11 protein-coding genes are annotated in these 13,595 nt (G+C 71.7%); 1 reads left to right on the forward strand and 10 read right to left on the reverse strand.

Translation table 11 applies throughout. The features are described 5' to 3' along the window. Positions 1 to 109: 109 nt before the first annotated feature. Genes ACN9M0_RS09065 through rsmH form a run of 10 tightly spaced genes read right to left on the reverse strand, consistent with a single transcriptional unit; the run spans position 110 to position 12,642 of the window. Positions 110 to 913 carry a cell division protein FtsQ/DivIB gene (locus ACN9M0_RS09065; RefSeq protein ID WP_426403401.1) on the reverse strand — a complete coding sequence of 268 codons (804 nt, stop codon included), beginning with the start codon at positions 911 to 913 and terminating at the stop codon, positions 110 to 112. Positions 914 to 938: 25 nt separating this feature from the next. After that, complete coding sequence (gene murG / locus ACN9M0_RS09070) at positions 939 to 2,033, reverse strand: undecaprenyldiphospho-muramoylpentapeptide beta-N-acetylglucosaminyltransferase (RefSeq protein WP_366039522.1); 1,095 nt, start codon at positions 2,031 to 2,033, stop codon at positions 939 to 941. Positions 2,034 to 2,039: 6 nt separating this feature from the next. Beyond that, positions 2,040 to 3,380, reverse strand: a complete 1,341-nt coding sequence (gene ftsW, locus ACN9M0_RS09075) for a putative lipid II flippase FtsW (protein WP_426403402.1) — start codon at positions 3,378 to 3,380, stop codon at positions 2,040 to 2,042. A 55-nt stretch (positions 3,381 to 3,435) separates the two neighbouring features. Then, the gene (gene murD / locus ACN9M0_RS09080) at positions 3,436 to 4,875 is read right to left on the reverse strand and encodes a UDP-N-acetylmuramoyl-L-alanine--D-glutamate ligase (RefSeq protein ID WP_426403403.1); all 1,440 of its coding nucleotides are present in this window, start codon (positions 4,873 to 4,875) and stop codon (positions 3,436 to 3,438) included. Further along, positions 4,857 to 5,927, reverse strand: a complete 1,071-nt coding sequence (gene mraY, locus ACN9M0_RS09085; protein WP_366039525.1) for a phospho-N-acetylmuramoyl-pentapeptide-transferase — start codon at positions 5,925 to 5,927, stop codon at positions 4,857 to 4,859. Before mraY ends, murD begins: the two co-directional genes overlap by 19 nt. Next, the gene (locus ACN9M0_RS09090; protein WP_366039526.1) at positions 5,924 to 7,348 is read right to left on the reverse strand and encodes a UDP-N-acetylmuramoyl-tripeptide--D-alanyl-D-alanine ligase; all 1,425 of its coding nucleotides are present in this window, start codon (positions 7,346 to 7,348) and stop codon (positions 5,924 to 5,926) included. The genes mraY and ACN9M0_RS09090 overlap by 4 nt, the downstream gene beginning before the upstream one ends. Positions 7,349 to 7,352: 4 nt before the next feature. Beyond that, complete coding sequence (locus ACN9M0_RS09095) at positions 7,353 to 9,026, reverse strand: UDP-N-acetylmuramoyl-L-alanyl-D-glutamate--2,6-diaminopimelate ligase (RefSeq protein WP_426403404.1); 1,674 nt, start codon at positions 9,024 to 9,026, stop codon at positions 7,353 to 7,355. A 16-nt stretch (positions 9,027 to 9,042) separates the two neighbouring features. Next, on the reverse strand, positions 9,043 to 11,037 hold the full coding sequence (locus ACN9M0_RS09100; protein ID WP_366039529.1) for a peptidoglycan D,D-transpeptidase FtsI family protein: 1,995 nt from the start codon (positions 11,035 to 11,037) through the stop codon (positions 9,043 to 9,045). 7 nt (positions 11,038 to 11,044) lie between these two features. Next, positions 11,045 to 11,689, reverse strand: a complete 645-nt coding sequence (locus ACN9M0_RS09105) for an FtsB family cell division protein (protein ID WP_426403405.1) — start codon at positions 11,687 to 11,689, stop codon at positions 11,045 to 11,047. Continuing rightward, positions 11,686 to 12,642: a 16S rRNA (cytosine(1402)-N(4))-methyltransferase RsmH gene (gene rsmH, locus ACN9M0_RS09110; protein WP_366039531.1), complete on the reverse strand. Its 957-nt coding sequence runs from the start codon at positions 12,640 to 12,642 to the stop codon at positions 11,686 to 11,688. The genes ACN9M0_RS09105 and rsmH overlap by 4 nt, the downstream gene beginning before the upstream one ends. A 327-nt stretch (positions 12,643 to 12,969) precedes the next feature. Between rsmH and ACN9M0_RS09115 the strand changes: the two genes are divergently transcribed. After that, complete coding sequence (locus ACN9M0_RS09115) at positions 12,970 to 13,509, forward strand: beta-class carbonic anhydrase (RefSeq protein ID WP_366039532.1); 540 nt, start codon at positions 12,970 to 12,972, stop codon at positions 13,507 to 13,509. Positions 13,510 to 13,595: the final 86 nt, after the last annotated feature.

Genomic DNA, 13,595 nt, shown 5'->3' on the forward strand with positions numbered 1-13,595 from the left:
ACAAGTGGCGCACGTTCAACGAACACGCCGAACCTCCCGTTTTTCTTTTCACCCTATGTGATCACCCGTAGCGCTGGCCAACCAGGGTGCTGGCCAGCGGAGATGCCCGTCAATTCCCGGACGAGGCGGGGGCCGTGGGGGCACTTACATCGAAGTGCCCCGCTTTGGGGGTCGCCTTCATGAGGGCGGTCAGCACCCGGGCCTTGACCTGGCCGTGCTCACCACTGCCCCAGAAGACGGTTCGGCCTCCGGTGAGTTCCAGAGTGACGGAGTCGTACGAGGTGATGCGTACGACACGAGTGTCCCGGGCGATTTCCGCCGGGAGTTCACCCCGGACGAGGACCGCCTCCCGGAGCAGCCGGTCCGCGCCGAAGCGGCGGAGGCTCGGCGAGGCGGCGCTGTCGAGGACGAGCAGGGGGGCGCCGCGGGGAGCGGTGTCGACGGTGGCGAACCGCAGGCCGGTCGCGTCCACTTCGGTGAACTTTCCGCCCTTTTCGACCAGGAGAACGGGCTGCCGTTCCGTCACTTTCAGCCCGATTCCGTGCGGCCATGACCGCACGACGTCGATCGACTCGATCCGCGGCAGCTTCTGCCGGAGCCGGGCCTCGATCGCGTCGGTGTCGACGGTGACGAGCGGGGCGCCCATCGGGACGGCGGCGACGTCCTCGACCTCGGCCGGCGTCAGAACCCGGGTACCGGAAGTCTTCACACGTTCTACACGGAACCAGGTCGATCCGTAGAGCGCCCAGACCCCGCCGGCCACGAGCGCGACGAGGCCGAGCGCCACGAGGAGCAGCCGGGGGGCGGGCACCCGGAACCGACGGTTCCGGGTGCTGGCGCCGGACGACCGCTCCGACGACCCCTTCGGCTTGCTGGTACCGCTCTTCTCCGCGGTCGTCGGTCCGGCTGCCACCCGGCGCCTCCTGCCTTCTGTCCCGCTACGCCTGCCGGCGGGCGGCGATCGCCTCGTACACCATGCCGACGAGCAGGTCGTCGGCGTCCCGGCGGCCGAACTCGGCGGCGGCGCGGGACATCTCGTACAACCGGTGCGGATCGGCCAGTACGGGCAGGACGTTGCCCTGCACCCACTGCGGCGTCAGCTCCGCGTCGTCGACGAGGAGTCCACCGCCGGCCTTGACCACCGGCTGGGCGTTGAGCCGCTGTTCGCCGTTGCCGATGGGCAGCGGGACGTACGCGGCGGGCAGCCCGACGGCGGACAGCTCGGCGACGGTCATCGCGCCCGCGCGGCAGAGCATCATGTCGGCCGCGGCGTACGCGAGATCCATCCGGTCCACGTACGGTACCGGCACGTACGGCGGCATACCGGGCATGTTGTCGACGCGCGGCATCTCGTTCTTCGGGCCGACCGCGTGCAGGATCTGGATGCCGGAGCGCTGGAGCACCGGGGCGATCTGCTGGATCACCTCGTTGAGCCGCCGGGCGCCCTGGGAGCCGCCGGAGACGAGCAGCGTCGGCAGGTTGGGGTCGAGGCCGAAGGCGGCGCGCGCCTCGGGCCGCACCCGCGCCCGGTCGAGGGTCGCGATGGTGTACCGCAGCGGGATGCCGATGTAGCGGGCGTTGCGGAGCTTGCTGTCCGGGGTGGCGACGGCGACCCCGGCCGCGTACCGCGAACCGATCTTGTTGGCCAGGCCGGGCCGGGCGTTGGCCTCGTGGACCACGATGGGCACCCCGAGGCGCTTGGCCGCGAGATAGCCGGGCAGGGCCACGTAGCCGCCGAAGCCGACCACGCAGTCCGCCTTGGTGCGCTCCAGGACCTGCTCGGCCGCCTTGATCGTGCCGCGCAGCCGCCCGGGGACGGTGATCAGCTCGGGGGTGGGCTTGCGGGGCAGCGGTACGGCGGGGATGAGCGCCAACTCGTAGCCCCGCTCGGGCACGAGCCGGGTCTCCAGACCCTTCTCCGTGCCGAGCGCCGTGATCCCCACACTGGGGTCCTGCCTGCGCAGGGCGTCCGCGAGGGCCAGCGCGGGCTCGATGTGGCCGGCGGTCCCCCCGCCGGCGAGTACGACATGCACCGAAATTCACCGCTCTCCGGACGGGCGCTTCTTGACGCGCCGTCGCATCGACTTCCATCTCTTCCCGGCCCGCTTGCCCCAGCCGGGGCGGCGCATGGCCAGGGCCGCTTTCGCGGCGGGTTCCTGTCGCGCGAAGGCGATGAGGAGCCCGACGGCGAACATGGTCGGCAGCAGGGCCGACCCTCCGTAGGAGAACAGCGGGAGCGGGACACCGGCGATCGGCAGCAGGCCGAGCACCGCACCGATGTTGATCACGGCCTGAGCCGTGATCCAGGTGGTCACACCTCCCGCGGCGAACCTCACGAAGGGGTCCTCCGTGCCTCCGGCCACGCGGATACCCGCATAGCCTAGAGCCGCGAACAGGGCGAGTACCGACAGCGTCCCCGCGAGACCCAGTTCCTCACCGGTGACCGCGAAGATGAAGTCGGTGTGGGCTTCGGGTAGTTGGCCCCATTTCTCGACGCTCGCACCGAGTCCGGAACCGAACCATCCACCCGAGGCCAGAGCATAGATTCCGTGCGCGGCCTGCAGGCAGGGGGCTCCCTCGCCGCCGGGGTCGGTCGCGCCGATGCAGTCGAAGCGCTTCATCCGGTTCGCGCTCGTCTTGATCAGGAGCACGCCGATGGCGCCGGCCACCGTGAGCACCCCGACGAAGAGCCGGGTGGGCGCTCCGGCCGTCCAGAGCAGGCCGAAGAGGATGGCCGCGAGGATGATCGAGGTGCCCATGTCGCCGCCGAGCATGATCAGCCCGAGCAGCATGAAGGCCCCGGGGACCAGCGGCACCAGCATGTGCTTCCACTGGGTCAGGAGCCGCATGTCCTGCTTGCGGGCGAGCAGGTCGGCCCCCCACAGGATCAGCCCCAGCTTGCCGAACTCGCTGGGCTGGAGCTGGAAGGGGCCGCCGAGCGAGATCCAGTTCTGGTTGCCGTTGACCGCGTGCCCTATCCCCGGGATCTGCACGAGCACCATCAGGAAGACCGCGCCGGCCAGGATCGGATAGGCGAGCGCCCGGTGCAGCTTGACCGGCATCCGCGAGGCGATCAGGAGCAGTCCGGTGCCGAGGAGCGCGGCGAAGAACTGCTTCCGGAAGAAGTAGGAGGGCACCAGGTCGTAGCGGAGCGCCGTGATCATCGAGGCGGAGTAGACCATCACCAGGCCGAGCGTGGTGATGAGCAGCCCCGCGCCGATGATCACGTAGTACGCCGTGAGGGGCCGGTCCCAGGCCTTGCGGACCCGCTCGTACAGCACCCGTACGCCTCCGCCGCGCGCCCGCCGCGGGGTCGCGGGGGCCCGCCCTCCGCCGCGTACGGCGGAAGGCCGGCGTGTCCCGGCGATCTTGCTCGGCATGGTCGCTGTCCCCTCCAGTCGTGCCCGGTCCGGCCGGACCCTCCCACTGGTCGGGTCAGGCGTCCCCGGTGGCGGCGAGGGCGCGGACGGCGTCCGCGAAGGCCTCGCCCCGCTTGTTGTAGTTGGTGAACATGTCCATCGAGGCGCAGGCGGGGGCGAGCAGGACCGTGTCCCCCGGGCGGGCGAGCCGGGCCGCCTCGCGGACCGCCTCGGACATCGCCCCAGTGTCGGTCCGGTCGAGGTCCACCACCGGGACCTCCGGGGCGTGTCGCGCCAGGGCTTCGCGGATCAGGGCGCGGTCGGCGCCCATCAGGACCACGCCGCGCAAGCGCTTCGCCGACTTCTGGACGAGCTCGTCGAAGGCCGCGCCCTTGGCGAGGCCGCCGGCGATCCAGACGATCGGGTCGTAGGCGGCCAACGAGGCTTCCGCGGCGTGGGTGTTGGTGGCCTTGGAGTCGTCGACGTACGTGACTCCCTGGACCTCCTCGACCAGTTCGATGCGGTGCGGGTCGGGCCGGAAGGCCTTGAGGCCGTCCCGTACGGCCTTCGCCTCGACGCCGAAGGCGCGCGCGAGGGCGGCCGCGGCGAGGGCGTTGGCGATGTTGTGCGGGGCCGGCGGCTGGACGTCGGTGACCTCGGCGAGCTCCTGGGCGTTCTTCTGCCGGTTCTCGACGAAGGCCCGGTCGACGAGGATGCCCTCGACGACGCCGAGCTGGGAGGGGCCGGGCGTGCCGAGGGTGAAGCCGATGGCGCGGCAGCCCTCCTCGACGTCGGCCTCGCGCACCAGGTCCTCGGTGAGCTTGTCGGCGACGTTGTAGACGCAGGCGACCTGGTTGCCCTCGTAGATGCGGCCCTTGTCGGCGGCGTACGCCTCCATGGAGCCGTGCCAGTCGAGGTGGTCGGGCGCCAGGTTGAGCACGGCGGCCGAGTGGGCGCGGACGGACGGCGCCCAGTGGAGCTGGTAGCTGGAGAGCTCGACGGCGAGGACGTCGTACGTCTCCTCGCCGAGGACGGCGTCGAGGAGCGAGACGCCGATGTTGCCGACGGCGGCGGTCCGGAGCCCGGCCGCCTCCAGGATCGAGGCGAGCATCCGAACGGTCGTGGTCTTGCCGTTGGTGCCGGTGACCGCGAGCCACGGGGCCGCGTCCGGGCCGCGCAGGCGCCAGGCGAGCTCGACGTCGCCCCAGATCTCCACGCCCGCCTCGGAGGCGGCCGTGAAGAGGGGCTTGTCGGGGCGCCAGCCGGGGGTGGTGACGATCAGCTCGGTGCCGGTCGGCAGCGTCGCCCCGTCGCCGAGGCGGACGGTGATGCCCTCCGCCTCGAGCTCCGCGGCCTGCGTCCGGGAGCGCTCGTCGTCGCCGTCGTTGACGACGGTCACGAGCGCGCCGCGGGCGTGCAGGACGCGGGCGGCCGGGATGCCGGAGATCCCGAGTCCCGCGACGGTGACCTTCTTGCCGTTCCAGTCGAGCTGTTCTGTCACTTCTCCGATGCCCATCCTGCGTAGAAGAGGCCCAGGCCCACGATCACGCACATGCCCTGGATGATCCAGAACCGGACGACGACCAGGACCTCGGACCACCCCTTGAGTTCGAAGTGGTGCTGGAGGGGTGCCATCCGGAAGACGCGCTTGCCGGTCATCTTGAACGAGCCGACCTGGATGACCACGGACATCGTGATCAGCACGAACAGGCCGCCGAGCAGGGCCAGCAGGAGCTCCGTACGGGAGCAGATGGCGAGACCGGCGAGGGCGCCGCCGAGGGCGAGCGAGCCGGTGTCACCCATGAAGATCTTGGCGGGCGAGGTGTTCCACCAGAGGAAGCCGAAGCAGGCGCCCATCAGCGCGGAGGCGACGACCGCGAGGTCGAGCGGGTCGCGGACCTCGAAACAGGCGTTGGGGTTGGTCAGCGTGATCGCGTTGGCACAGGACTCCTGGAACTGCCAGAGCCCGATGAAGGTGTACGCGCCGAAGACCATCACCGAGGCGCCGGTGGCCAGGCCGTCCAGACCGTCCGTCAGGTTCACGCCGTTGGACATGGCCAGGATCATGAAGAGCGCCCAGACCACGAAGAGCACCGGGCCGATGTACCAGCCGAAGTCCATGATGAAGGAGAGCTTCGTGGACGCGGGGGTGAGCCCCCGCAGGTCCGCGAACTGCAGCGAGAGCACGGCGAAGGCGATGCCGACGATCAGCTGGCCGGCCATCTTCGCCTTGGCCCGCAGACCGAGCGAGCGCTGCTTGACGATCTTGATGTAGTCGTCGAGGAAGCCCACCAGGCCCATGCCGGCCATGAGGAACAGCACCAGGACGCCCGAGTACGTCGGGTCCTCACCGGTGATGACCTTGGCCAGCGCGTACGCGATGAGCGTGGCCAGGATGAAGGAGATGCCGCCCATGGTGGGCGTGCCCTTCTTCCCGGCGTGGCCGCGCGGGCCGTCGTCCCGGATGAACTGCCCGTACCCCTTGCGGGCAAGGAGCTTGATCAGCAGCGGCGTGCCGATCAGGGTCAGGAAGAGCCCGATGGCCCCCGCGAAGAGGATCTGCCTCATCGGCCGGTGACCTCGCCCTCGGTGTCGAGGAGCGCCAGGGCGACCTGTTCGAGACCGACCGACCTGGAAGCCTTCACAAGGACGACGTCCCCCGGGCGCAGCTCACTGCGCAACAGGTCGACAGCCGCCTGCGCGTCGGACACGTGCACCGACTCCTCACCCCACGAACCCTCGTTATATGCGCCCAGTTGCAGCCAGGACGCTTCCCTGTCCCCGACCGCGACGAGCTTGCTGACGTTGAGCCGGACGGCGAGCCGTCCGACCGCGTCGTGCTCGACGAGCGATGCGTCTCCGAGCTCGGCCATCTTGCCGAGCACCGCCCACGTACGAGCCCCTCGGGCCTGTGCGGCCCTGCCCATGGCCGCGAGCGCGCGCAGGGCGGCTCGCATGGACTCGGGGTTCGCGTTGTAGGCGTCGTTGACGATCGTCACGCCGTCCGGACGCTCGGTGACCTCCATGCGCCAGCGCGACAGGGTGCCGGCCTCGGAGAGCGCGGTGGCGATCTCTTCGACAGGCATGCCCAGCTCGTGCGCGACGGCGGCCGCTGCGAGCGCGTTCGACACGTGGTGCTCACCGTACAGGCGCAAGGTCACGTCACTGCACCCGGTGGGTGTGTGAAGACTGAAAGAAGGCTGTCCGTTCTCTGTGAGGCGGACGTTCTCGGCCCGTACGGCCGCTTCGTCCGCTTCGCCGAACAGGGTCACGCGGGCCTTGGTGCGGCTCGCCATTGCGCGGACGAGCGGATCGTCGGCGTTGAGGACCGCGATGCCGCCCTCCTCGGCGGACGGCAGGGCCTCGACGAGCTCGCCCTTCGCCTCGGCGATCTGCTCCCGGCCGCCGAACTCGCCGATGTGGGCGGTGCCCACGTTGAGGACGAGGCCGATACGGGGCGGGGTGAGCCCCGTGAGGTAGCGGATGTGCCCGATGCCGCGGGCGCCCATCTCCAGGACCAGGTGCCGGGTCTCGTCGCTCGCGCGGAGCGCCGTGAGCGGCAGGCCGATCTCGTTGTTGAGCGAGCCGGGCGTCCACACGGTGGGTGCGTGCCGGTCGAGGACCTGGGCGATCAGGTCCTTGGTGGAGGTCTTGCCGGCCGAGCCGGTGAGGGCGACGACATCCGTGCCGAGGCGTTCGACGACCGCGCGGGCGAGGGCCCCCAGCGCGGCCTGGACGTCGTCCACGACGAGGGCGGGGACGCCGACGGGGCGGGCGGCGAGCACGGCCACCGCCCCCGCCGCGACGGCGCGCTCCGCGTAGTCGTGTCCGTCGACGTGCTCACCGGCGAAGGCCGCGAAGAGGCTGCCGGCCCGCACCTCGCGGGAGTCGATGACGACGGGCCCGGTGATCCGGGCGGCCGGATCCGGTATGTCGTGCGCCTGCCCGCCGACGATTTCGGCGATCTCGGAGAGGGAGAGGGCGATCACTGCTTCATCCCTGACTGTTCTGGTGACGGGGTGCGTCCTGCTGGGTCTGCTCGCTGAGGATCGCCGCGCGCAGGACCTCGCGGTCGTCGAAGGGGCGTACGACCCCGGCGATCTCCTGGCCCTGCTCGTGGCCCTTGCCGGCGACCAGGACGGTGTCTCCGGGCCGCGCGCGGGCGACGGCGGCGGCGATGGCGGCGGCCCGGTCGGGCTCGACCAGGACGTCGCCGCGCTCCCCCGCGGGCACCTCGGAGGCGCCGGCGAGCATGGCGCTGAGGATCACCAGGGGGTCCTCGGAGCGGGGGTTGTCGGAGGTCAGGACGGCGGTGTCGGCGAGCCGCGCCGTGGCGGCGCCCATCGGGCCGCGCTTGGTGGTGTCCCGGTCGCCGCCGCAGCCGATGACCACGTGCAGCCGGCCCTCGGTGACCTCACGCAGGGAGCGCAGGACCGATTCGACGGCGTCCGTCTTGTGCGCGTAGTCGACGACCGCGAGGTACGGCTGGCCGGCCTCGACCCGCTCCAGGCGGCCCGGGACGCCGGGGACGGCGGCGACGCCCTCGGCCGCGGCCTTCGGGTCCAGGCCGGCGGCGGCGAGGGTCGCGATGGCGGCGAGGGTGTTGGCGACGTTGAACGGGCCGGGCAGCGGGGCGGTGGCGGGGATCCGCGCGCCCTCGGGGCCGACGGCGGTGAACGTCGAGTCGTGGGAGCCCAGGACGAGGTCCTCGGCGCGCCAGTCGGCCTCGGCGCGGCCCTCGGCGGAGAAGGTGACGACCGGGACGGTCGCCTCCGCGGCGAGCCGGCGGCCGTAGGCGTCGTCGAGGTTGACCACGCCGAGGCGGCTGCGCTCCGGCGTGAAGAGCGTGGCCTTGGCCCGGAAGTAGTCCTCCATGTCGGAGTGGAACTCCATGTGCTCCGGGCTGAGGTTGTTGAAGACGGCGACGTCGAAGACGCAGCCGTCGACCCGGCCGAGCACGAGGGCGTGGCTGGAGACCTCCATGGCGACGGCCTCGACGCCCCGCTCGCGCATGACGGCGAAGAGGGCCTGGAGGTCGGTGGCCTCGGGGGTGGTGCGCTCGGACTTGATGCGGTCGTCGCCGATCCGCATCTCGACGGTGCCGACGAGGCCGGTCCGCCGCCCGGAGCCGCGCAGTCCGCCTTCGACCAGGTAGGCCGTGGTGGTCTTGCCGGAGGTGCCGGTGATGCCGATCTGGAGGAGGTCCTCGCCGGGGCGTCCGTAGATCGCGGCGGCGAGTTCGCCCATCCGGCCGCGCGGGTTCTCCACGACGAGGACCGGGAGGCCGGTCGCGGCGGCGCGTTCGGCGCCCGCCGGGTCGGTGAGGATCGCGGCGGCGCCGAGTCCGGCGGCCTGGGCGACGAAGTCGGCGCCGTGGGCGCGGGCGCCGGGCAGGGCCGCGTACAGGTCCCCGGGGCGCACGGCACGCGAGTCGTGCGTGATGCCCGAGATCTCGGCGGCCTGGGGGGCTTCGGCCCCGAGCTGCGCGGCCAGGTCGCCCAGGGGTGTCGGGCGGGCCTGCTCCGGCCGGGGTGGGGCGTTTCGGTACTGATCAGCGTGTGGCACGGCGGTGAGCGTACCGGGCGCACCCTGTGCGGGGCCAAAAGAGCCCGGGGCCTCGCCGGAGTTCGATTTCTGGTTCCCGGAATGGGGGGTGATCGTTGTCACTGGTGCTCCCGGAGTGTCACGGGGTGGGTTCGAAGTCGACCGGCAGTCGAGCGGGGGCGCTGCCCGTGGGGGCGACGTGGAGGGTCTTGAGGGCGAACTCCATGACCTTCTTGTAGATGGGTCCGCAGATCTGGCCGCCGAAATAGCTGCCCTTGGTGGGGTTCTGGATGGCGCAGTAGACCGTGATCTGCGGGTCGTCGGCGGGGGCGAAGCCGGCGAAGGAGGCGGTGTACCCCTTGTAGCGGCCGAGTTCGGGGTCGACGCGGTTGGCGGTGCCGGTCTTGCCGGCGACGCGGTAGCCGGGGATCGCGGCCCGGTTGCCGGTGCCCTCCTCGTCGTCGACGACGGACTCCAGCATCTGCGCGAGGGTCTTGGCGGTCTTCTCGCTGACGACCCGGGACTCCTTGGGCGCGGGGGCCGCGGCGAAGCGCCCGTCGGGCCCGTCGGTGCCGCGCACGAGGGTCGGTTCGATCCGTACGCCTCCGTTGGCGATGGTCGAGTACACGGAGGCGGCCTGCATGGCGCTGACGGAGAGGCCCTGCCCGAAGGGGATCGTGTACTGCTGCGAGGTGGACCAGTCCTGGGGCTTGGCGAGGATGCCGGGGGTCTCCCCCGGGTAGTGCAGGCCGGTGGGGCTGCCGAGGCCGAACTTCCGCAGGTAGGAGTGGAGGACCCGGTTGGACTCGGCCTGGGTGTCGCCGAGCCGGCCGGTGGCGAGGATGGTGCCGATGTTGCTGGACCGGGCGAGGACGCCGTTGAGCGTCAGGTACCAGGTCTTGTGGTCGACGTCGTCCTTGAAGAGCCGGTCGCCGCGGTGGAGCCGGTTGGGGACGGTGACATGGGTGTCGGGGGCCGCCTTGCCCTCCTCCAGGACGGCGGCCATGGAGATCACCTTGCTGGTGGAGCCGGGTTCGTAGGCGTCCTGGACGGCGGCGTTGCCCATCGAGGCGGCGTTCGCGGCGGAGAGGTCGTTGGGGTCGAAGCCGGGGGCGTTGGCCATGGCGAGGACCTCGCCGGTCCTGGTGTTCTGCACGACGACGTAGCCGCGGTCGGCCTTGGACTTCTTCACCTGGTCGGTGATGGCCTGCTGGGCGGCCCACTGGATGTCCCGGTCGATGGTCAGCTCGATGTCGGAGCCGGGGACGGCGGGGGTGCCCTGGGAGCCGGCGGTGGGCACCTGGCGGCCGCCGGACTGGGTGAAGCGGATCTTGCCGTCCTTGCCGGCGAGCTCCGCGTCGAGCATGGACTCGACGCCGCCCGCGCCCTTGCCCTCGGCGTTGACGTATCCCAGTATCCCGGCGGCGAGCTCGCCGTTCGGGTACACACGCTTGGTGCTGGGCTCGCTGAGGACGCCGCCGAGCAGGTTGATCCCGTTGCCCCCGACGGCCTGGGCCTTCTTCCCGTAGACCTTCTTGAGGTCCTTGATCTGGTTCCAGACCTGCGGGGTCTGCTTGCGGGCCAGCAGGGTGTAGCGGGACTTGGGGGTACGGAGCTTCTTGGCGAGCTCGGCGGGTTCCTTGCCGAGGAGCGGGGCGAGGAGCGCGGCCGCCTGCTCGGGGGCGTCGGGGACCTTGGACTCCGCGGGGGTGAAGAGCTTGGGGTCGGCGGTGATGTCGTACGCGTCGACGCTGGCGGCGAGCGCGATGCCGTTGCGGTCGGTGATCTCGCCCCGCTCGGCGGAGAGCGTGTACTCCTGGAAGCGGTACTTGTCGGCCTTGGCGGCGTACGCGCCGGCGTCGACGGCCTGGACCTGGAGCAGCCGGACCACGAAGACCAGCATGACGAGGGTCAGGCCGAGGGAGATCAGGCGCAGCCGGGGCCGGGGGCTGCCGAGCCGGATGGTGCGGGGCTGCCGGGCCGGGGGCCGGGGCGCGGTCCGCTTCGCGGCCGGGCGCGGGGCGGGGCGGGACGGGCGGGCTCCGGGCGTGCGGGCTCCGGCGGAGGCGGGCCGGGGGCGCGCGGGCCGGGCGGGGCCGGGGACGCGACGGCGCGGGGGCTCCTTGGGGGGCACTGCTCGGTCACCTGCCGGTTTGTGTGGTTACTGGGGGCGCGGGCTCCGGCACTGTCCATGCCTGGCCAGTGCCGGTGGGGCCCGGACTGGTGGGGGTTGGGCTGGTCGGACCGGTGCCGGGGGTCGTGACATCGGCTGTGCTTGTGCTTGCGGCGTCGCCGGTGGCACCGGTGTTCATCGACAGGCTGGTGCGCGTGGCGGACGTGGCCGCTGGGGTAGTGGTACCGGCCGACGGCTTCGGCTTCGGCTTGGGCGTCGGGGTCGGTTTCAGGGTCGGCTTCGGGGCGACCGCGACCGAGGGCTCGCCGAGGACCTTGCCGCCCGGGCCGAGGAAGGCGGGGCTGCCGCCCGGGACCATGCCGAGCTCGCGGGCCCGCCGCTCCAGGGCGTCGGGGGCCGCGTAGTCGTCGACGTCCCGCTGGAGCGCCTGTTCCTCGTCGGTGAGCTCGGTGGTCCTGCTCTTGAGCTCGTTCAGCTGGAAGGAGCCCTGGTTGAGGGCCGAGTTGAGCAGGAGGAGGGTGATCAGCCCGCCGCCGAGCAGCACGAAGACGAGCAGGACGAAGGGGGTGCGGGCGGCCGAGCTGGGCCCCGACGGCATGAGCCGCCCGAGCCGCGCGGCCCGCCCTTTGAGAGGCCCCTTCGCCGTGCTCACAGGACGTCTTCCCGGATGCGCTCGACGCCCCGGAGCCGGGCGGGGGCGGCGCGCCGGTTCTCGGCGACCTCCTCCTCGGTGGGCAGCTCGGCGCCGCGGGTGAGCAGCTTCAGCCGGGGCTGGTACTTCTCGGGGACGATCGGCAGCCCGGGCGGGGCGGTGGTCGCCGCGCCGGCCGCGAAGACCCCCTTCACGATCCGGTCCTCCAGGGACTGGTACGAGAGGACGACGACGCGTCCGCCGACGGCGAGGGCCTTCACGGCCGCCGGGATGGCCTTCTCGACGCTGTCGAGCTCGCGGTTGACCTCGATGCGCAGGGCCTGGAAGGTGCGCTTGGCCGGGTTGCCGCCGGTGCGCTTGGCCGCCTGGGGCAGGGCGTCGCGGATGAGCTCGACGAGCCGGGCGCTGTTGCTGAACGGCTCCTTGTCGCGCTCGCGCACGATCGCGGAGACGATCCGCTTGGCCTGCTTCTCCTCGCCGTACGCGCGCAGGATCCGGACCAGCTCGCCCGCCGGGTAGGTGTTGAGGACCTCGGCGGCGCTGATGCCGGTGGTCTGGTCCATGCGCATGTCGAGCGGGGCGTCCTGCGCGTAGGCGAAGCCGCGGTCGGCCTCGTCCAGCTGCATGGAGGAGACGCCGAGGTCGAAGAGGACGCCGTCCACCTTGGGGATGCCGAGCCGGTCGAGGACCTCGGGCAGCTCGTCGTACACGGCGTGGACGAGGGTGGCGCGGTCCCCGTACGGGGCGAGCCGCTCGCCGGAGAGCCGGAGGGCCTCCTTGTCGCGGTCGAGGGCGACGAGCCGCACCTCGGGGAACCGCGCGAGCAGGGCCTCGCTGTGGCCGCCGAGGCCCAGGGTGCAGTCGACGACGACCGCGCCGGGGCGCTCCAGGGCGGGGGCCAACATGTCCAGGCACCGCTGGAGCATCACCGGGACGTGTCGGTCGTTGCTCAATGCGCCCTCTCAGGTCCGGCGCGGAGGCACGTACCGCGGGCGGAGGCCGAGCCGGAGGTACCGCCGCACACACGGGGGGAGAAACCGCGGGAAATCGCTTGTTGTCTCCGTGAACTCCGCGTCACTTTAGTCCACGGGACCCGCCGGTCAATCAACCGCCGGGCGCGTCGCACGGCGCCGGCGGTCCGGCCGGACATCCCGGACGGCTCACTCGTTCGGAGGCGGCGGCGCTCACACCTGTGGGTTAGCTCACAACAAGGCTCATTGACGTTCTTTGTCCCCTCTCACAGCAGGCCCGGGAAGGCTGTGACCACTAACGTCGGAAGCATGTCGACCTCCGCGCACCCCTCTGCCGACGCCATACGCACCGGCCCCACGGTCACCGACCGTCTCGTCGAGGCCAACGCACGTTACGCCGCCCACTTCAGCGATCCGGGAATGGACGCACGGCCCGTGCTGCGCGTCGCCGTCGTCGCCTGCATGGATGCCCGTCTCGACCTGCACGCGGCCCTCGGCCTCGAACTCGGCGACTGCCACACCATCCGGAACGCCGGCGGCGTGGTCACCGACGACGTGATCCGCTCGCTCACCATCAGCCAGCGGGCCCTCGGCACCCGCAGCGTGATGCTGGTGCACCACACGAACTGCGGCCTCGAGTCGCTCACCGAGGACTTCCGGCACGAGCTGGAGGACGAGGTCGGCCAGCGCCCGGCCTGGGCGGTCGAGGCCTTCCGCGACGTCGACCAGGACGTCCGGCAGTCGATGCAGCGGGTGCGGACCTCCCCGTTCCTGTTGCACTCCGACGACGTCCGGGGCTTCGTCTTCGACGTGACGACCGGTCTTCTGCGCGAGATCGACCCGGCTTGAACCGGCAAACCCAGGCAATTCCCCCGCACTTGTCCGCAGGCAAGTGACACGGCCCGCCACGGCAACAAGAATGCTCGGACGACAGT

Origin of the sequence: Streptomyces sp. R-07, from assembly GCF_049913175.1 — a bacterium.
Classification (GTDB): domain Bacteria; phylum Actinomycetota; class Actinomycetes; order Streptomycetales; family Streptomycetaceae; genus Streptomyces.